The sequence below is a fragment of the Sorangium sp. So ce204 genome, assembly GCF_051526795.1.
Taxonomy (GTDB): domain Bacteria; phylum Myxococcota_A; class Polyangia; order Polyangiales; family Polyangiaceae; genus Sorangium; species Sorangium cellulosum_B.
This window is the reverse complement of sequence record NZ_CP150317.1, coordinates 8,415,927-8,435,098: the sequence shown is the minus strand read 5'-3', so window position 1 is coordinate 8,435,098 and position 19,172 is coordinate 8,415,927. Positions and strand designations below refer to the sequence as shown.

Here is a 19,172-nt window from a genome sequence, read left to right as displayed (position 1 = left end):
CGTGCTCCCATCCTCTGAGCCGCCGGTCGCGGGCGAGGCGGCGCGCTCCCTCCGCGTGAGCCGCCGCGCGCGTCGCCGCGACGAGCGCGGCGGGCGCGGCGGGCGCGGCGGGCGCGGCTGTGACGCGCGCTCGTCTCCATCAGCTCACCCGTGCGCATGCCCAACCTGCCGGGGGGCCTGCCTGGAGCGGCGCGGCGGTCGCCCAGCGATCGCGACGTGAAGTAACGCGAAGAACGCTCCCTCCAGGGCCGCTCGTCGCGATAGCGTCCTTGAGTCGCGTGCCCGAAGTCCCCGGGGTACGATGGCCACATCGGCTCGCTTGGCCCTGGCCGAGCGCCGCGCCGACCGTGCCACGTGCGCCGTTCCAGAGCCCTCTCACCTCGCCCGAGCGCCGAAATCAGCATGCAAGTCCGCGACATCTTGACCGCGCACCAGGTATCCGTCGCCAGCGAGCAGGAGGGGGTCGTCCGCTCCAAGACGGACGCGCTCCGCCGGCTCGCCGCCCTGCTCGCGGCAGGACAGCCGGGGGTCAAGGCCGATGAGATCGAGCGGGTGCTCGGCGAGCGCGAGCGCCTGCAGTCCACCGGCGTCGGGAGCGGCGTGGCCATCCCCCACGGCGCGATGGAGGGCGTCGATCGGCTGATCGGCGCGGTCCTGATCTGCCCGAAGCCGATCGACTTCGACGCGATCGACGGGGCGCCGGTGTCCATCCTCGTCGCCGTGATCGGGCCGAAGCGCGCCACGGGCGAGCACCTCAAGACGCTGGCGCGCATCTCCCGCCTGCTGCGGGACGAGACGTTCAGGCGGCGGCTGCTCGGCGCCTCGACCGGGCGCGCGGCGTTCGAGCTCATCGCCGCCGAGGAAGGGAGGTCGGTGTCATGAGCGGCCCGCGCAGCGGCGGACAGGAAGGGGAAGGGGGCGGCCGGATGCCCCCCTCGACCCGCGGTGGCCGGGCGGACCGCCCCGCGATCGCGGTGCGGAGCCTGATGGCCGACGAGGGGCTCGGCATCGACCTCACGCTCATCGCCGGCGCCGCGGGCCTCGACCGGCCCATCATGAACACCCGCATCCAGAAGTCCGGGCTCGCGCTCGTCGGCCACTTCCACGGCATCGTCCCGACGCGGGTGCAGATCCTCGGGCAGACCGAGCTCTCGTTCCTCCACAAGCTCTCCCGCGAGGACCGGCTCCTGTCGCTGCGCGGCTTCTTCGAGCTCGGCCTGTGCTGCGTCATCCTCACGCAGGGCGACCAGCCGTTCGAGGCGAACGGCTCCGGCATCGGGTTCGTCCCTGTGCCGGAGCTCGCGCAGTGCGCCGAGGAGAGCGGGACGCCGCTCGTCGTCTCGGCGGTGCGGTCGAGCGCCACGATCACCGCGCTGCACGCGCTGCTCGACGATCGCCTGGCGCCGCGGCTGCGGCTGCACGGCGTGCTCGTCGACGTCTTCGGCGTGGGCCTCCTTCTCATGGGGTCGAGCGCGATCGGCAAGAGCGAGTGCGCGCTCGATCTCGTGATGCGCGGCCACCGGCTCGTCGCCGACGACGCCGTGGAGTGCGATTACCGCCCTCCCGGCATGGTCTTCGGCGCCCCGGCGGAGCTCCTCCGGTACCACCTCGAGGTGCGTGGCCTCGGCATCCTCAACGTGAAGGACCTCTTCGGCGTCACGTCGATCCGCGAGCGCAAGCGGATCGACGTCGTGGTGAAGCTGGTCGAGTGGTCGAGGGACACCGAGTACGATCGCCTCGGGCTGGACGAGCGGTACCACACCATCCTCGGCGTGAAGATCCGGGAGCTCGTCATCCCGGTGCGCCCGGGCCGCGACATGGCGTCGATCCTCGAGGTCGCCGCCCGCAACGAGCTCCTGAAGAACGCCGGGTTCCACGCGGCCCGCGAGTTCTTCGGCAACGTCGAGGGCGAGCTGCTCCGCGAGCGCTCGCCGGAGGAGTCGTCGATCCCGCCGCCGGCGAGGCTCGCGGAGGAAGGCGCCTCGCGGAGCGCCGCGCCGCCCGGACCGCCCCGGCCGCCGCCACCGCCGCCGCCCGGCCGCGGCCTGGACGCGCCGAACCCCCCGAGCAGCGCCTTCCGGCCGCCCGCGGATCGGGGCAGGCCGCCCCTTGATCGCCCGAGCTCCGGGTTCAGCCCCACGGAGTCGTCCGTGAGCCTGCCGCGGCCGAGGAGGCGAGGGTGAGCAACGGAGGCGATCAGCAGCAGCAGCAGCACGGCCTGCACGGGCCCGACGGGGCGCCGGGGCGCGTCGTCGTCGTCACGGGCCTCTCCGGCGCGGGCAAGTCGACGGCGCTCCACGCCCTGGAGGACCTCGGCTTCTTCTGCGTGGACAACCTGCCCACGTCGCTCGTGCAGCCGGCGGTCGAGGCGTGCGAGTCGGGCGGGATCACCCGGATCGGGCTCGGCATCGACGTCCGGGTGGGCTCCTTCCTGGCGGGCGCCACGGCGGCGCTCGACTCGATACGGACCGGACGGGACGTGGTGATCCTCTTCCTCGACGCCTCGGACGAGACGCTGCTCCGGCGCTTCAGCGAGACGCGGCGCCCGCACCCGCTGACGACCGGCGGCAGCGGCGCCATCGCGATGCTCGACGGCGTCCTCTTGGAGCGCGAGCGGCTCGCGTCGCTGCGGGCCAGGGCGACCATCGAGCTCGACACGACCCGGCTGTCGACGCACGACCTGCGCCGCGTCGTCATCGAGCGGCTGCGCCCCGCGAAGGTCGAGGTGCCCCGGATGTCCACCCGGTTCGTCTCGTTCGGTTACAAGTACGGCATCCCGCTCGACGCCGATCTGCTCTTCGACGTCCGCTTCCTCGACAACCCGTATTTCGTCCACGGCCTCCGCGAGCTCACGGGGAACGACGAGCCGGTGCGGGAGTACATCCTGAAGAACCCGGATGCCCTCGAGTTCATCTGCAGGACAGAGCAGCTCCTCTCGTTCTGCATGCCGCGCTACGCCAGCGAAGGAAAGAGCTACCTCACCGTCGGCATCGGATGCACCGGCGGCCGGCACCGCTCCGTCGTGCTCACCAACGCGCTCAGCGACAGCCTGCGGCGGAAGACGGGGCTCCCCATCACGGTCGTGCACCGGGACGTCGCCCGGGTGAGCACGAGTGGTGTACCCTCGGGGGTGGGAGAGGGCATGGCCGGGGCGCCCGGCGTGGATCTCCGGCTGGCGCAGCCGGGAGCGACCCCGTCGGAGCCTCGCCCGGCGTCGGACACGAGCGTGACGGGGGGCGAGCGGTGACGACCGAGGCGGTAACGAGGCGGTTCACCATCATCAATGTGCGCGGGCTCCACGCGCGCGCCGCGACGAAGCTCGTGCAGCTCGCGGGGCGCTACGACTGCGAGATCTCGCTGACCGGGCCGGACGGGCAGGCGGCCAACGCGAAGAGCGTGATGGGCGTGCTCCTGCTCTGCGGGTCGATGGGCACCCAGATCGAGGTGAGCGCGACGGGCGATCAGGCCGCCGACGCCGTCTCCGCCATCGGCGAGCTGATCGCCGGGCGCTTCGGAGAGCACGAGTGACGCGCGGCCCGAGCGCGCTCTCGTCGGACGCCCCGGACGAGCATCCCGCCCCGGCGGACGCCGTCCGGAGCGGCTCGGCGGCGCCCGGCGCCCGGGTCGACTCGATGCCGCCCGGCGCCCGGACGGAGACGCTGCGGGGCATCTCTGGGTCCCCCGGGGTCGCGATCGGCGCGGCCGTCGTGATGGGCGGGCACCGGACGAACCACCCGCGCCGCCGCGTCGGCTCCGGCGAGATCGCGGCGGAGCTCGAGCGCTTCGAGGCCGCGGTCGAGCGCGCGCAGGACGAGCTGCGCGACATGGCGAAGCGCATCGGCGACCACCGCGCCGAGGCGTCGATCCTCGAAGCCTACCTGCTGATGCTCGGCGACGAGGCGCTCGCCGACGCCGTGAAGCGCCAGGTCATCGAGGAGCGCCGCTGCGCCGAGTGGGCGGTGGCGACCGCGTGCGAGGCGATCGCCGGCCGCTTCGCCGCGCTGGACGACCCGTACCTGCGCGAGCGCAGCCACGACGTCCTGTTCGTCGGCGAGCGCCTCCTGCGCGCGTTCAGCCTCCCGCCCCAGGAGCCGCCGTCCTCGCGCGACACCTCGCCCCTCTCCACGCGCAGCCTGATCGAGCTGCAGAACTCGATCGCCATGCCGGCGACGTTCGGCGCGGCGCTCCCGCGCTTCTCCGGGCCGACGATCCTCATCGCGCACGACCTGTCGCCGGCCGACACCGCGGCGATGGTCGACGAGCCGGTCGTCGGCTTCGTCACCGAGGTCGGCACCCGCACGAGCCACACCTCCATCATGGCGCGCGCGCTGGAGATCCCGGCCGTGGTCGGCGTCAGCGACGTGCTGCAGCGCGTGATCACGGGCGACATCGTGGTGATCGACGGGCTGCGCGGCACGGTCGTCGTCCGCCCCGGCCCCGCCGAGCTCGCGGACGCGCGCGCCCGCGCCGAGCGCTACGTCGCGCTCGGCAAGGAGCTCTCGGAGTCCAGGCACCGGGCCGCCCAGTCGAAGGACGGCGTCAAGGTGTCGCTCCGGGCGAACGTCGAGCTCCCGGCCGAGGCGATCCTCGCGCGCGACCAGGGCGCCGACGGCATCGGCCTCTACCGGACCGAGTTCCTCTACATCGACCGCACGTCCCCGCCCTCGGAGGACCAGCAGTTCGAGATCTTCCGCGCGGTCGTCGAGGCGCTCCGCCCGAAGCCGGTCACGCTGCGCACGTTCGACATCGGCGGCGACAAGTTCGTCTCCACGTTCCAGGTGCCCCCCGAGATGAACCCGATGCTCGGCCTCCGCGCGGTCCGGCTCGCGCTCTCTCGCCCCGACGTCTTCCTCGAGCACCTCCGCGCCATGGTGCGCGCCTCCGCCTACGGCGACGTGCGGATCATGATCCCCATGGTCGCAGGCCTCGGCGAGCTCCGGCAGGTGCGCGCGCTGCTGCACCGCGCGCAGGAGCAGGTGCGCGCCCGCGGCCAGGCGTGCGCCGACGAGATCCCGCTCGGCGTGATGATCGAGGTGCCCTCGGCGGCGGTCATGGTCGACCATTTCGCGCGCGAGGCCGCGTTCCTGAGCCTCGGGACGAACGATCTCATCCAGTACGCGCTCGCGGTCGACCGGACCAGCCGCTCGCTGGCCTACCTGGCCTCGCCGTTCGATCCGTCGATCCTGCGGCTGATCACGAAGGTGATCCAGGCAGGTCAGGACTTCGGCAGGCCGGTGTCCCTCTGCGGGGCGATGGCGAGCGATCCGCTCGCCGCCCTGCTGCTGCTCGGCCTCGGCCTCCGCGACTTCTCGATGGAGGCGGCGGCGATCCCGGAGATCAAGGAGACGCTCCGGCGCATCACGGTCGCCGAGGCCGAGGCGGTCGCGGCGGAGGCGCTCGCCTGCGCGACGGCGGAGGAGGTCGAGTGCTGCGTCGCCGCCGCGTTCGCGCCGGACCTCTACGACCTGCTCACGGGAGAGCGCGCCACCCGGTGAGCGGCGCGCTGGGTGCGGTGGGGCCGGCGCCCGCGGTGCCGGTCGCGTCCGGCGTGGCGCGCGCGCTGGCCGCCTGCGCTGTGGCGCTCGGCCTGTGCGCGGCGGGCTGCGAGGAGGAGGCGCCGCCGACGCGGCTCGTCGGGCAGGTGCACCTGACGCTGCTCCACACGTCGGACATCCACTCGCGGCTCTTCCCGTACAACCTGCAGCTCGGCCAGGTGGACGCGGGGCTCGGCCTCGGCGCGGCGGCCTCGATCGCGAACGTCGGCGGCGCCGCGCGCATGTCCCATCTCCTCGGGCGCGAGCGCGCACGGTCGTCGCGCGCGCTTCACCTCGACGGCGGCGACTGCTTCCAGGGGGCGCCGATCTTCAACTTCTACTCGGGAGAGGCGGAGATCCGCGCCCTCGGCGCCATGGGCGTCGACGCGATGATCGTCGCCAACCACGAGTTCGACCGCGGCGCGCTGAACCTCGGTATCCAGCTCCAGCAGAACGCCGGCTTCCCCGTCCTCGCGGCGAACTACCAGCTCGAGGACCCAGCGCAGCCCGGCGCCTCGCCGCTCGGCGCCATCCTGCAGCCGTTCACGGTCTTCGACCTCGAGGGCCTCAAGGTCGGCGTCGTCGGCATGGGCAACCTCTCCAGCCTGACGTCGATCTTCGAGGCGCCGAACCGGCTCGGCGTCACCCCGCTGAACACGACCGAGGTCGCCCAGTTCTACGTCGACCTGCTCCGCCCCACGGTGGATGTCATCGTCTTCGTCACCCACCTCGGCCTCGACGGCGACGAGCGGATGATCGAGACCACGACGGGCATCGACGTCGTGCTCGGCGGGCACAACCACGTCGTCCTCCAGCCGCCGAAGCGCGTCCGCGACTGCTCGCGGTACTACGACGACGAGGAGCAGCGCCACTACATCCTCCTGAACGACGAGCGCTCGCCCGGGGAGGGCGCGAAGCGCCGGCGTTACTGCGCGCCGCGCGACGTGCTGCTCGCGCACTCCGGCGCGTTCGCGAAGTTCGTCGGGCGGCTCGACCTCGTGCTGTCCAGGGACGCCTCCGAGCTCGGGGGCGGCTACGACCCGCTGAACGGCTTCGAGGTGCTCTCGGACCGGTACGAGCTCTTCCCGGTGACCGAGGGCGTGCCCGCCGATCCGATCGTCGCCTCGGTGCTCGAGCCGTACGCGCAGGGGCTCGACGCGCTCGCGAACCTCGATCTCCTTGTCGGCTACGCGCCGGGCGGCTCCCGCCGCGCCTCGGCGAGCGGCGGCGACTCGCCGCTCGGCAACCTCATCGCCGGGGCGATGTGGCTGCGCCTCGGCATCCAGACCGATTTCGCGCTCACGAACACGACGGGCATCCGCGCCGACCTCGTGCCCGGCCCGGTGACGGTCGAGCAGATGTTCAACGTCTTCCCCTTCGACAACTCGATCTCGAAGTTGCAGCTCTCCGGCCTCGAGGTGCAGGAGCTCTTCGACTTCGTGGCGCGCCGATCGAGCGGCCGCGGGTGCGTCTCGCAGGCGCAGATCGCGGGCGCGCGGGTCGTCATCGACTGCGCCGCGCGCTCGGCCGACGGCGCCGCGTCCGGCGTCGCGACCCACGTGTACATCGGCGCGCGCCAGCCGGCGATCGCGTGCCCGAACGGCGACGCCGACTGCCCGGGCGGCGAGGTGGGCAGCTGCGACGTCGAGGCGAGGCGCTGCTGGCAGCCGCTCGATCCGATCGCGACCTACGAGCTCGCGACGTCGAGCTACCTCGCCCAGGGCGGCAGCGGGTTCCGCGTGCTCCAGCGCAACACGACGCAGCTCGACACCCAGGTGCAGCAGCGCGACGCGCTGATCGACGCCATCCGCGCGGGCAGCCCGTGCGGCGCGGACGGGCGCGGCGAGCTCGCGTCGTGCCAGCGGGACGCCGACTGCGCGGGCGCGGGCGAGGGCTTCGTCTGCGCGTGCCCCGAGTCGGTGGTCGAGGGGCAGGCGTGCAAGACCGGCGAGGCGCCGTGCTCCCGGGGCGCGTGTGTGCTCGCGCGTTGCCGCGATGACGTCGCCGCCTACCAGCGCGACGTCTGCGCCGAGGCGCCGACCGACTGGGTGCGGGAGCAGTGCGAGAGCGCGCTCGCCCCGTGCAGCGCCGCGGGCGAGCAGTGCAAGTACCTCGCGTGCGTCGACCGGCGGCTCGGCAACTTCTCCGACGGCCGCTTGCGGATGGTGGGCCAGTGACGCCGCGGGCGAGGCGCTGGGCGGCGCTCGCGGCCGCCGCGCTCGCCGGGTGCGGCAGCGACGGCGGGCCGCCCCGGGGCGTCTCGAGCTTCTGGGTCCAGGTCGTGCAGGTGAACGGGGAAGCGCCCCCCTCCGCCGACGCGCCGCTGCCGGCCAACCGCGGCGACACGGTGGACACCTGGTCGTTCAGGATCGAGGCGCGCGACGCTGCCGGCCGGCGGACGCCCTTCGACGGCATGGTCAGGCTGAGCGTCGATCCCGGGGCGGTGCTCGACGTCGAGGCGGCCGGCGAGGGCGTCGCGGTCGGCCGCAACATCCGCCTGCGGGACGGCGTCGCCGAGGGGAGCGCCCGCGTGACGGCCGTCTACGGGCCCATCCGGCTGTGGGTCGAGGACCTCGGCTACCGGCCCGCGTCCCGGGGCGACCGCCCCGCGTGCGCCAACGGCGTCAACGACGACGCGCCCGGCGACGCGCTCGTCGATTTCCCCGCCGATCCCGGGTGCGCCTTCGCGGACGACGACACCGAGGAGGGCGGCTCCTTCAGCGCCGGTGTCTCGAAGCCAATCGCCTACGCCTTGCCGCGCATCGCCGACGTGCAGGGCGGCGGCTCGGCGACGCCCTACCCGTCCGAAGCGATGCGGATCGACACCGCGGCTCCCCAGCAGGTCGTCGTCACGCGGGTCTCGAGCGACGGCTTCTACGTCACCGATCTGGCCGGCCAGGCCAGCGGCTTCAACCACCTCTTCGCGTACAATTTCAACACGCCTGCCAACCTGCGTGTCTGCGATCGGCTCGAGTACCTGGCGGGCACCGTCGACGAGTTCTTCGGCTTCACCCAGCTCTCGTTCCCTTCGTACGAGATCGCGCGCGCGCAGGGAGGAGCGGAGTGCCTGGTCCCGGAGCCGACGGTGCTCGACGGGCCGACGATCGCCGGCGACCTGGCCATGGAGCGCCTCGAGAGCGGGCTCGTGCGCGTCGAGGGGTTCCACATCGGCGAGCGCTTCGGTCCGAGGCCCGCGAGGGGCAACGTCTTCGCCGCGGAGCAGTCGAACTGCGATCTGAACGGCGACGGGCAGGTCGATTTCGACAGCCAGGCCGAGAGGAGCTGCGCGAACGCGTGCTCGGACGACCCCGAGTGCAGCGAGTGGACGAGCTACGCCGCGCGCGGCAACTACAAGATCACGGACGGGTCGAGCAGGATCCAGATCCAGACGGGCACGGTGAGCGCCTTCGATCCGCCGTCGCACCGGGGCGAGGTGATCGACGCGGTGACTGGCACGCTCCGGAGCTTCTCGGGCGGCTCGCTGAACTGGACGATCGAGGCCCGCTGCCCGGACGACCTCGTCTGCCGGGCGCCCGGCTGCGCGCCCGCCACGAAGCCCTCGAAGGAGTCCTGCGTCCGGACGCGCAGCCTCGACGACGACGACGCGGAGACCAACTAGCCACCTCCTCGCCTCCGCCGCGGCCGCGCCGCGCCCGCCGGAACACCCAGGCCCAGGAAATCCACCGCCCGCCATGCACCGAAGCGCGCTCCTCGCCCCTGCTGCCTCCGCGGCCTTGCTGTTCACGCTCGCGCCGCCGGCGCTGGGCCAGCCGCAGCCGCCGCCAGCGCCGGCGGCGCCGGGCCCGGACCAGGCCGCGCCGGCCCCGGCGCCGGACGCGCCAGGCTCGGACCAGGCCGCGCCGGCCCCGGCGCCCGCCGCGCCGCCTCCGATCTCGCAGCCCGCCCCCGCCCCCGTTGCCCCAACCCTCCCGCGGATCGAACCCTACCTCTCGCCAGCGGCCGCCGAGCCGCCCGTCCGCGCGGGGGACGCGATGGACACGCGCCTCACGTGGACGCTCGGCGACGACGACCTGCTCCACGACACGGGCCAGGTGCAGCCGCTCTCGCCCAACCTCAGCGTCGGCGATCGGAAGCGATACCGGCTCTTCTTCGACAACCTCAACTCCCGCTTCAGCGGGCGCGAGAACCTGACGCACCTCGCGCTCTACAAGAAGATGCCGGGGTTCATCGCGCGGCTGGACACCGAGGCTTCGGTCGTCCTGCGCGTCGATCTCGCCGCGCTGTCGAGGAACAACAACAACCTCAATCAGGCGTTTTACGACGCCGGATCGTTCATTCGCGCCTTCTATCACATAGGCGGCAGGGCAGAGGGGAAGACCGGCGTCGGTGTCACGCTCTGGCCCATCGACACGGACCGGTTTCGCCTCGGCTATCTCTACGAGATCTCGTGGGGCGGGACGAACGCCTCCATCAACCAGTCCATCTTCCCGCGCAGCATCGGACCCGCGCCCGGCGCGAAGGTCCAGCTCGATGCCGACCGGTTCAGCGTGTACGCGGGGTTCAAGATCGCGAGCCTCACCCAGGTCCAGGAGGTGCTCACCCCCGGCACGAGCGAGACCCAGGAGATCCCGATCGCTCAGACCAACTACGGCTTTCTCCTTGGCGGGGAGGCCGATCTCCACCCCCACGTTCACCTCGACCTCGGCGCCGGCTACTTCCAGCAGGGCCGCTTCGACTTGCCCGACGTCGCCGGCGACCCGGTCTACACCTACGGCGCCTCGGCCCGGATCGTCGCCCACGCCAGGAACGAGCCCATCCCGCAGTCGATCGACTTTCTCCTCTATCGCAACGACCCCGACAAGCCGCAGATCCTCTTCAAGCCCGAGGCGTACGCGCCGGGCAAGACGACATGGGCGGTGATCCTCGAGGCGACGAACCTCTTCCAGAACCTCAAGGACTTCGAATCTGCCGGCGCCACCACCCACCAGCCGGCACGCGCCGGCGCCCTCCAGGCGGTCGTCAAGTCCGGGTACGCGCGCGCGAGCGTCACGGGCGTCTACCGCGACCTGCCGTTCGTGCTGCGCAACCAGCCGAGCTTCATCCCCTTCCAGACGATCCCGAAGACCGCCCAGACATCGACGGCCGACGAGCTGTTCTTCGCGCTCGCGGCCGATTACCACCTCGCGTCCGCGCGGCTCACGCCCGGCCTCGGCGTGGGCCTGCAGTTCCCCGCCGCCTTCAGGACGATGTCCATCGACGCCATGAGCGCGGTGATCGCGCGCACGTCCGTCGTCCGGGAGCAGGGCAATGTGTCGATCCTCCCCTTCAACACCTCCGCCACCCCGATCTTCCAGCTCCGCGCGAGCCTCAAGTGGGATATCAGCAACATCCTCTCCGCGGTGGCGTGGGCTCACTATGTGCGTGACAACAACGGCACCTTCATGGAGCGCGATCCCTCCGAGGGCACCGTGGCCCTGCGCACCTTCGTGAACCCCGACTTCCTCGGCCTCGGCACGAGCTTCCAGGCCCGCTTCTGATCCGGCGACCGCGCCGAGCGTTCACCGCGCACCCGCGTCGCGCGCTCGCCGCGCGCCCGCGTCGCGCGCTCGCCGCGCCTGCCCGCGCTCATCGCGGCTGGAAGTCCTTGAACGCCGCCACGGCCCTCGGCGACGTGCTCACGGTCTCCACGATGCGGAAGCCGCCGCGCAGGTAGAAGCCCTCGAAGTGCAGCACGCTCTCGCCCTCGGCGGGCTCGATCTCCCAGTAGCGCGAGCGGTCCTTCGACGTGCCGAGCACCGCGATCCGCCGCCACCCCGCCGGGATCATCCCCGTCCACTCGGGGCCGCGCTTCTCCGACAGCTCGAAGTCGTCACGGCTGTGCTTCACGCGGAAGCTCGCGTCCGGCCCCGAGCCGATACGCGCGTCGAGCGTGGCCCCGGGCGGTCCCTTCGCCATCTGGTCCTGGCGCCGCGGCCCCCGCTTGCTCACCCGGTAGCCCGCCACCGACTGAGGATCGAGGTAGTAGGTGCCCCCTTCCTTGCTCGCGCGCAGCCGCCCCGCGTAGATCGCCTGGCGCACCGCGCTCTCCGAGATGCCGAGCTGGTGCGCGGCGTCCGGCACCGTCATCGTGAAGCGCGTCCGCGGCGTGACGACCGCCGAATCGGGCGGCAGCCGCTTCCGCGCCACGCAGTCGAGCATCACGTGGAAGGCCGGGTCGCGGTACACGTCGGCGGTCGCGACGCTCCGGCCCGCGACGGCGGTCCTGTCCAGCAACGGGTTCTCCGGGCCGAGCACGAGATCGAGCAGCTCCGCATCGGACACCGACGGATCCCTGGCCGCCGCCAGAACCCGGGACAGAAAGGCGCCCAGCTCGCCCGCCGGCGTCGGGAACTCGACCGTCTCGCCGGACAGCAGCGTGTATTGCGTCTTCATCTCGCCTCTTCGCAGCTCGCAGCTCGCAGCTCGTCGTGTGCGCTTGCCCACACCGCGCGCCGCACGCGTGCCCGGGCCCACGCGAGCCCGATCCGTCCAGGAGGCGGACGAAGTCCCACGCACGCGCCGGAGGCGTGCGCAGGCGGATCTCACCCCAGCGGGGACGCCGCGCCGGCGGAGCCCGCCTCGATGGACGGGCCCGCCCGCACGTCGCCCGCGTCGGGCACGCGTTCAGCGCCGCAGCTACGCATTACTGTAAGCCCGTTCAGGTTGTCCCGTCTAGTGCCTTCTCAGACCGCTAGGACAAATGCCGTCCGCTTCCAGGACGGCCGCGCGTTCGCAACCGTCCGAAACCAAACGTTAATTCTGTATGATCAGAACGCGGCGCGACCACGGAAAAATCGTCGAGGGTCGCGAACAGGGCGCGGATCGCCGCGCCACGCCCGCCTCGAGCTGGCGCCGCGACCGGGTCGCCGGAGGGATCTGTTCAGTGGGTAGGCCCCACCTTTTGTTCAGGTGTCCGGCCGCGGTCGCGTCTCGGCGAGGGCCTCGATCGTATCGCGATCGTGGTCCCGGATGCAGTCGACGCCGTTGCGCTCGAACTGGATGGCGGCGGCCAGCGCGGTCCGGCTTCGCTCGCGGTCCATGGCCCACGCGGCGTGTCGCACGAGCAGGGCGAGCTGCAGCGCCCGGCCCAGGGTGATCGCGACCCGGCGGGCGCCCGCCTCGAGGCCGGGGCGGTCGGCGGCGGCCATCTCCTTGATCCACGCGCGGGCGTGCGACACCGCGCGCGACGCGGACGTCTCGGCCTCGGCGAGCTTCGGCTCGACGACGCCCGTCAGGAGGCGCGCCACCTCGGCCGCGAGGATGTCGAGCGAGCCGTCCTTCAGGATCACCCGCAGCGCGTCGAGGGCGAGCACGTTCGTCGTGCCCTCCCAGATCGTGAGGACCTGCGCGTCCCGGAGCAGGCGCGGCAGCCCCGTGTCCTCCACGTAGCCGGCCCCGCCGAACGCCTCGAGCACCTCGCTCAGCACCGACACCGCCTGCTTGGCGGTCGTGAGCTTCGCGAGCGGGATGATCAGCCGCAGCAGCTTCGCCTCCGAGTCCGTGAGCGAGCCCGTCTCCTCGCGCCCGAGCAGCTCGATCGCGCGGAAGGTCAGGTGGAAGGCGCCCTCGAACTCGGCCTGGATCTCGGCGAGCGTGTCCATGTGCAGCGGCTTCTCCGCCAGCGTCGCGCCGAACTGGACTCGGCTCTGGGCGTACGAGCGCGCCAGCGCGAGCCCCCGGCGCATCCCGGCGATGGCGCCGATCGCGTTCCAGGTGCGCGTCACGTTGAGCATCGGCGCGATCGCCCGGACGCCGTTCGACAGGCCCGCCACCGGCGTGGCGAGGACGCCGTCGAGCGTGAGCTCGGCGGTCGGCACCTTGCGGGTGCCGAGCTTGTCCTTCAGCCGGTTGATCAGCACGCCGTGGCGGCGCCCCGCCTCGCCCGCGAGCTCCACGTAGAAGAGCGCGAGGCCGCGGCTGCCCTCCGGGTTGCCCTCGGGGCGCGCGAGCGTGAGCGCCATCTCCGACGTTGTCGACGAGGCGAACCACTTCGTCCCGTGCAGCCGGTAGGCCCCGTCGGGGCCGAGGCGCGCCGCCGTCTCGCTCCGCCCCACGTCCGAGCCGCCGGTGCGCTCGGTCATCCACTGGCCCGAGGTCCACGCGGCGGCGGGGTCGCGGCTTGTGAGCCGGGGCACCGCGCGGTCGATGAGCGCGCGGTTGTCGCTCGCGAGCAGCGTCCGCGCGGCGCCGTCCGTCATCGCGAGCGGGCACGTGTACACGTCGCTCGACGCGTCGAAGAGGTACGCCAGCGCGAACTGATGGACGCGCGAGAACGCGCCGTGCGCCCGCTCGTAGGCCGTCGCGACGACCCCCCGCTCGCACGCGATCCGGGCCGCCTCCTTCCAGAGCGCGGTCACCTCGACGTGGTCGACGCGCCTTCCCCAGGCGTCCCACGACGTGAGCTTCGGCTCGTTCGCGCGATCGGCGAGCTGCAGCTGGTACAGGCGGCCGCCGGCGAGCTCGCCCATCTCCCGCAGCGAAGGCGTTATCGACGCGGCCACCTCGCGCGGCAGGGCCCGCGCGAGGTAGGACCGCAGCACGCGGTCGTCGTCGTACTGGTTCCCGAGTGTGGGGGGGTCTTGATAGAAAGCCACCGGCCGACTCCTAGGTTGGTGCGCCGCAACCCGAACCGTGCGACGCCCGCGCGCCGATCACGTTCCGCGCGCCCCTCCGTGCACGCGCGGCGACTCGCAGCCTCGATAGAGCTCGAAGCTACTGAACCCGTCCCACCCGGTTCAACAGGAAGCCGGAGGCTGCGTCGCGCCGACGCGGCGAACGGTGAACCTCTGCTGGTAATTTCGCCGCGTCGCCCGGTTTTTGTGGGCTGTTCGGGTGCTGTGTCGCACGGAAAGAAGCGGAAGTCGCTGAATGTGCAGTTCTTGACTTCTCCGATGTACCAATGCATATGGCTGGCGGTGAAGCTCTCGAACAAGGGTCGCTACGGTGTGCGCGCATTGTTCGATATCGCATTCCACAACGACGGGCGGCCGACCCAGATCCGCGAGATCTCCGAGCGGGAGCTCATCCCCGCGCGCTTCCTGGAGCAGATCTTCCAGGACCTGAAGAAGGCCGGGCTCATCAGCTCGAAGCGGGGGCCGCGCGGCGGCTACCACCTCGCGCGGCCCGCGAGCGAGATCAGCCTGGGCGACGTCGTCCGCGCCCTGGAGGGGCCGGTCGCCGTGATCGCGCCGGATGACGACGGCAGGCCGGAGGGCTCGCCGCTCGACCCGCCCACGGCCGTGTTCCACGATCTGGCGCTCGCGATCGAGCGCTGCTTCGACTCGGTGTCGATCGCCGACGTCTGCGAGCGCGGCGTCGAGCTCGGCGTGCGCCGCAAGGGGCGGCCGGAGCGCTCGACCTACGTGATCTGAGCCGACACCATGAGCAGCCCCGAACGATCCGCACAGTCCACCGGCGCCCCCCGCGCCCCCGCGGAACCCGCCGAAGGCGCGGCGCGGCTCCCGCCGCTCCCGTCGCATCCGCGCGTCGTCGACAGCCTCCTCGACCTCGTGGGCGACACGCCGCTCTTCGAGATCCGCCGCGTCGACGCGGCGACGCCCCGGGGGCGCGTCTTCGGGAAGGCCGAGCAGCAGAACCCGGGCGGCTCGCTGAAGGACCGGATCTGCCTCGCGATGATCGAGGGCGCCGAGGCGCGCGGGCTGCTCGGCGCGGGCGGCGTGGTCATCGAGCCCACGTCGGGGAACACAGGGATCGGGCTCGCGATCGTGTGCGCGGCGAAGGGGTACCGCTGCATCCTGACGATGCCGGCGAGCATGAGCCTGGAGCGGCGCCAGCTGCTCGAGGCCTACGGCGCGGAGGTCGTCCTGACCGAGCCCGAGGCGCAGATGGAGGGGGCCATCGCCCGGGCGCGCGAGCTCGCGGCGGACATCCCGGGGGCGATCATCCTCAGCCAGTTCGACAACCCCGACAACCCGCGCGTCCACGCGGAGACGACCGCGCGGGAGATCCTGCACGCGATGGCCGGCCTCGACGCGCCGGGGCGGCCCGGTCCCCGGCAGTCGCTGACGATCGACGCGTTCGTCGCCGGCGTGGGGACGGGCGGGTCGGTGAGCGGCGTCGGGCGGGTGCTCAAGCGGATGCGCGCGGCGACGCGCGTCATCGCGGTCGAGCCCGAGTCGTGCGCGACGATCTCGCGCGGCGAGCGCGGGCCCACCAAGATCCAGGGGCTCGCCGCCGGGTTCGTCCCCGCGAACTACGATCCGCGCGTGGTGGACGAGGTGCGGACGGTGAGCGATCGCGCCGCGTACGACACGAAGGTGGCGCTGGCCCGGCAGGAGGGGCTGCTCGTCGGCATCAGCGCTGGCGCGGCGGTGCGCGTCGCGCTCGACGTCGCCCGCGAGCTCGGCCCCGACGCCAGCGTGGTGACCGTCCTCTGCGACACCGGCGAGCGCTACTTCAGCCTGGACGAGTATTTCCGATGAGCGGCGGCGGCGAGGTGATCCGCGGGTGCGTCCTCCTCGTCGGGGCGGGGGGGATCGCCGCGCCCGCCGGGCTCGCGCTCGCCGCCGCCGGGGTGCGGGAGCTCCGGGTCGCGGACGACGACCAGGTCGAGCTGACGAACCTGCACCGTCAGATCCTGTTCGACGACGGCGACGTCGGGCGGCCGAAGCTCGATGCGTTCGCGGAGGCGCTGCGCCGCCGCTTCCCCGGGCTCCGCGTCGATCGCCGTCACGGCCGCTTCACGCCGAGTGCGGCGGCGGGGCTGATGCCGGGCGTCTCCGTGGTGGTCGACGCGACCGACAACTTCGCGTCGCGGTTCCTGATCGCCGACGTGTGCCGCCTCACGAGGACGCCGGTGGTCCATGCCGCCGCGATCCGCTGGCGCGCGACGGTGATGGCGGTCGCGGGGGAGGGGGCGCCCTGCTACCGCTGCCTGTTCGAGGACCTGCCGACCGGGGACGCGCCGGATTGCGCCACGGCCGGGGTGGCTGGCCCGGTGTGCGGCGTGGCCGGCGCGATCGCGGCGGATCGCGCGCTGGCGATCCTCGCGGGCGACGCGTCGATCTTCGGCCGGATCGCGACGTACGACGGCCGCACGGACACGCTGCGCAGCGTCCCTGTCTCCGCGCGGCCCGCCTGCGACCTGTGCGGAGCGCGCGCCTCGATCGCGACGATCGACGCGTCCCGCTACGTCGTCGCGTGCGCGGCCGAGAGCGGATCCCCGACCCACGTTGAAGGGGACCGCGAGAGCGGATCCCCGACCCACGTTGAAGGGGACCGCGAGAGCGGATCCCCGACCCACGTTGAAGGGGACCGCGAGAGCGGATCCCCGACCCACGTTGAAGGGGACCGCGAGAGCGGATCCCCGACCCACGTTGAAGGGGACCGCGAGAGCGGATCCCCGACCCACGTTGAAACTGAAAAGGACCGCGAGAGCGGATCCTCGACCCACCTCAAGACTGGAGAGCAAGACCATGGCTGACACCGCGACCGTCCGCATCCCGACCCCGCTCCGCACGCTCACCGGCGGCCAGGACGAGGTCAACGCCGCCGGCGGCACCGTCGGCGAGCTGATCGAGAACCTCGAGAAGAGCTACCCCGGCATCCGCGACCGACTCCTCGACGAGAAGGGCGTGCGGCGCTTCGTGAACATCTTCGTGGGCGACGAGGACATCCGCTTCCTCGACGGGCTGAAGACGCCCGTGAAGGGCGGTGACCAGGTGGCGATCGTGCCCGCGATCGCCGGGGGCTGAGGTGGTCGACCCGCGCTATCTCCGCCAGGTGTTGCTCGCGGAGATCGGTCCAGAGGGACAGGCGAGGCTCGGGGCGGCGACGGCGCGCGTGCGCGGCGGCGGCAGCGACGCGCCGCCGCTCGCGCACGAGGTGGCGGAGCGCTACGCGCGCGGCGCCGGCTTCGGCGCGCTCGCGGACGGCGCGATCGACCTCGCCGCGCTCGCGCCCGCGGACCTCGTCGCCTCGCCCGCCGCGCGCGCCGTGCTCGCCGGCGCGCGCGCGGCGCTCGCCGAGATGCGCGCCGCGCTGGCGCTGGGCACCGCCGCGGGGAGCGCGGGGCAGGGGAGCGCGGGGGAGGTCGACCCGTCATGAGGCACTCGCTCGCCCGCTCCAGCCGCCTGGGGTCGGTCGTCGACGCCGTGGGTGACACGCCGCTCTTGCGCCTCTCGCGCGTCGGCCGCGACACACCGTCGGTCGAGGTCTACGCCAAGCTCGAGTTCGCGAACCCCGGCGGCTCGGTGAAGGATCGCGCCGCGCTGCGGATGATGACCCGCGCCGCCGCGGACGGGCGCCTCACCAGCCAGAAGACGCTCATCGACTCGACGAGCGGCAACACCGGGGTCGCCTACTCGCTCTTCGGCGCGGCGATGGGCTTCAAGGTGGCGCTCGTCATGCCGTCGAACGTGTCGAAGGCGCGCAAGGACATCGCGCGCGCGTTCGGCACGGAGCTCATCTTCAGCGACCCGATGGAGGGCTCCGACGGCGCGATCCGCCTCGTGCGCTCGCTGGTCGAGAAGGAGCCGGAGCGGTACTTCTACCCGGATCAGTACTCGAACGAGGACAACCCGCTCGCCCACTACCACGGCACGGCGCGCGAGATCCTGGAGGCGGTCGGCGACAGGATCACGCACTTCGTGGCCGGCATCGGCACGAGCGGCACCATCGTCGGGACGAGCCGGCGGCTGCGCGAGCACCACCGCCCGATCCGCTGCGTCGCCGTGGAGCCCACGGAGGCGCTCCACGGGCTGGAGGGGCTCAAGCACCTGCCGAGCTCGCTCGTGCCCGCCATCCACGACGAGGGCGCGTACCACGAGACGATGCGCATCGCGACGGAGGACGGCTGGGACATGTCCGATCGCCTCGCGCGCGAGGAGGCGCTGCACGTGGGGCACTCGGGCGGCGCGGCCGTCTTCGCGGCCTTCGAGATCGCGAAGCGCCTGCACCGCGAACAGCAAGGGGGGTGCGTCGTGGCGATTGTCCCCGACCGGGGTGACCGCTATTTTGCGCCCATGAAATGGGAGAAGCGTTACGTATGGTGATGTCTCCACAGCCGTGGACCGCCGGCGGGGTCGTCCTCAAGGCGAGCGTGCTCAAGGCGGTCGAGGACGAGGCGCTCGCGGGCTACGCGCGCGACGAGGAGGCCTGCGGGTACCTGAAGGGGCCCGCGGACGAGCCGCTGCTCTGCGACGAGCACGTCCGGATGGACAACATCGCGAACAAGCTCCACGCCGTCGATCCGGAGCGGTACTTCCGGACGGCGCGGACGTTCTTCGATTTCAACGGCAAGCGCTTCTCCGACGCCGTCGAGAAGGGCGCCTCGGCGGGGCGCCCGGTGAAGGTGCTCTATCACTCGCACCTCGACGCCGGCGCTTACTTCAGCCCGACGGACGCCGCCATGATGAGCGGCGGCGAGCCGCCGGCCGAGGAAGGGGGCCAGATCGTGATGGGGCCCGGGCCGGCGTTCCCGCTCGCGTTCCTCGTCACCAGCGTGCGCGGCGGCTCCGGCGAAGGGCGCCCGGAGGAGGCGCCCCGCATCGCGGAGCACCGCCTCTTCGTGTGGGACGGCGGCGCCTTCGTCGCGTCGACGTTCTCCGTCGTCGATTGAGCTCATCGCGCCGGGGCGCGCGCCGACGCGCTCTCGCGCAGCCCTCCTCCGCTCGTTGA

General features: G+C 72.6%; 17 protein-coding genes. 15 read left to right on the top strand and 2 right to left on the bottom strand.

The annotated features are described in order from the left end of the window. Positions 1 to 402: 402 nt before the first annotated feature. The 8 genes from WMF22_RS31350 to WMF22_RS31315 all read left to right on the top strand — a co-directional run bounded on the left by WMF22_RS31350 (position 403) and on the right by WMF22_RS31315 (position 11,032). Positions 403 to 882 (top strand): PTS sugar transporter subunit IIA, encoded by a 480-nt coding sequence (locus WMF22_RS31350; protein ID WP_012238396.1) that lies wholly within the window; start codon positions 403 to 405, stop codon positions 880 to 882. After that, positions 879 to 2,183 (top strand): HPr(Ser) kinase/phosphatase, encoded by a 1,305-nt coding sequence (gene hprK, locus WMF22_RS31345; RefSeq protein ID WP_438032159.1) that lies wholly within the window; start codon positions 879 to 881, stop codon positions 2,181 to 2,183. The genes WMF22_RS31350 and hprK overlap by 4 nt, the downstream gene beginning before the upstream one ends. Then, positions 2,180 to 3,247, top strand: a complete 1,068-nt coding sequence (gene rapZ / locus WMF22_RS31340) for an RNase adapter RapZ (RefSeq protein WP_438032158.1) — start codon at positions 2,180 to 2,182, stop codon at positions 3,245 to 3,247. Before hprK ends, rapZ begins: the two co-directional genes overlap by 4 nt. Next, complete coding sequence (locus WMF22_RS31335) at positions 3,244 to 3,528, top strand: HPr family phosphocarrier protein (protein ID WP_437293668.1); 285 nt, start codon at positions 3,244 to 3,246, stop codon at positions 3,526 to 3,528. The genes rapZ and WMF22_RS31335 overlap by 4 nt, the downstream gene beginning before the upstream one ends. Beyond that, positions 3,525 to 5,495, top strand: a complete 1,971-nt coding sequence (ptsP, locus tag WMF22_RS31330) for a phosphoenolpyruvate--protein phosphotransferase (protein ID WP_438032157.1) — start codon at positions 3,525 to 3,527, stop codon at positions 5,493 to 5,495. Before WMF22_RS31335 ends, ptsP begins: the two co-directional genes overlap by 4 nt. Then, a complete protein-coding gene (locus WMF22_RS31325; RefSeq protein WP_438032156.1) occupies positions 5,492 to 7,711 on the top strand; it encodes a bifunctional metallophosphatase/5'-nucleotidase in 2,220 nt (739 codons plus the stop codon). Before ptsP ends, WMF22_RS31325 begins: the two co-directional genes overlap by 4 nt. Then, positions 7,708 to 9,153: a hypothetical protein gene (locus WMF22_RS31320; protein WP_438032155.1), complete on the top strand. Its 1,446-nt coding sequence runs from the start codon at positions 7,708 to 7,710 to the stop codon at positions 9,151 to 9,153. Before WMF22_RS31325 ends, WMF22_RS31320 begins: the two co-directional genes overlap by 4 nt. A gap of 73 nt (positions 9,154 to 9,226) precedes the next feature. Then, entirely contained in the window at positions 9,227 to 11,032 is a 1,806-nt protein-coding gene (locus WMF22_RS31315) for a hypothetical protein (protein WP_438032154.1), read from the top strand. 88 nt (positions 11,033 to 11,120) lie between these two features. On the opposite strand, the gene WMF22_RS31310 is transcribed toward WMF22_RS31315, so the two are convergent. Beyond that, entirely contained in the window at positions 11,121 to 11,927 is an 807-nt protein-coding gene (locus tag WMF22_RS31310; protein ID WP_438032153.1) for a helix-turn-helix domain-containing protein, read from the bottom strand. Positions 11,928 to 12,439: 512 nt separating this feature from the next. Next, a complete protein-coding gene (locus WMF22_RS31305) occupies positions 12,440 to 14,128 on the bottom strand; it encodes an acyl-CoA dehydrogenase family protein (protein WP_438032152.1) in 1,689 nt (562 codons plus the stop codon). A gap of 297 nt (positions 14,129 to 14,425) precedes the next feature. Between WMF22_RS31305 and WMF22_RS31300 the strand changes: the two genes are divergently transcribed. From WMF22_RS31300 to WMF22_RS31270, 7 genes are read left to right on the top strand one after another with little or no spacing between them, the layout of a single operon-like run. Further along, on the top strand, positions 14,426 to 14,905 hold the full coding sequence (locus WMF22_RS31300) for an RrF2 family transcriptional regulator (protein ID WP_049876407.1): 480 nt from the start codon (positions 14,426 to 14,428) through the stop codon (positions 14,903 to 14,905). A 9-nt stretch (positions 14,906 to 14,914) separates the two neighbouring features. Next, entirely contained in the window at positions 14,915 to 15,976 is a 1,062-nt protein-coding gene (gene cysK, locus WMF22_RS31295) for a cysteine synthase A (RefSeq protein ID WP_438032151.1), read from the top strand. Then, entirely contained in the window at positions 15,973 to 16,977 is a 1,005-nt protein-coding gene (locus tag WMF22_RS31290) for a HesA/MoeB/ThiF family protein (protein ID WP_438032150.1), read from the top strand. The genes cysK and WMF22_RS31290 overlap by 4 nt, the downstream gene beginning before the upstream one ends. Next, positions 16,970 to 17,248 carry a MoaD/ThiS family protein gene (locus tag WMF22_RS31285; protein ID WP_437293659.1) on the top strand — a complete coding sequence of 93 codons (279 nt, stop codon included), beginning with the start codon at positions 16,970 to 16,972 and terminating at the stop codon, positions 17,246 to 17,248. The genes WMF22_RS31290 and WMF22_RS31285 overlap by 8 nt, the downstream gene beginning before the upstream one ends. Before the next feature lies 1 nt (position 17,249). Beyond that, positions 17,250 to 17,600, top strand: a complete 351-nt coding sequence (locus WMF22_RS31280; protein ID WP_437293658.1) for a hypothetical protein — start codon at positions 17,250 to 17,252, stop codon at positions 17,598 to 17,600. Continuing rightward, a complete protein-coding gene (locus WMF22_RS31275) occupies positions 17,597 to 18,547 on the top strand; it encodes a PLP-dependent cysteine synthase family protein (protein ID WP_437293657.1) in 951 nt (316 codons plus the stop codon). Before WMF22_RS31280 ends, WMF22_RS31275 begins: the two co-directional genes overlap by 4 nt. Beyond that, on the top strand, positions 18,541 to 19,113 hold the full coding sequence (locus tag WMF22_RS31270; RefSeq protein ID WP_437293656.1) for a Mov34/MPN/PAD-1 family protein: 573 nt from the start codon (positions 18,541 to 18,543) through the stop codon (positions 19,111 to 19,113). Before WMF22_RS31275 ends, WMF22_RS31270 begins: the two co-directional genes overlap by 7 nt. Positions 19,114 to 19,172: the final 59 nt, after the last annotated feature.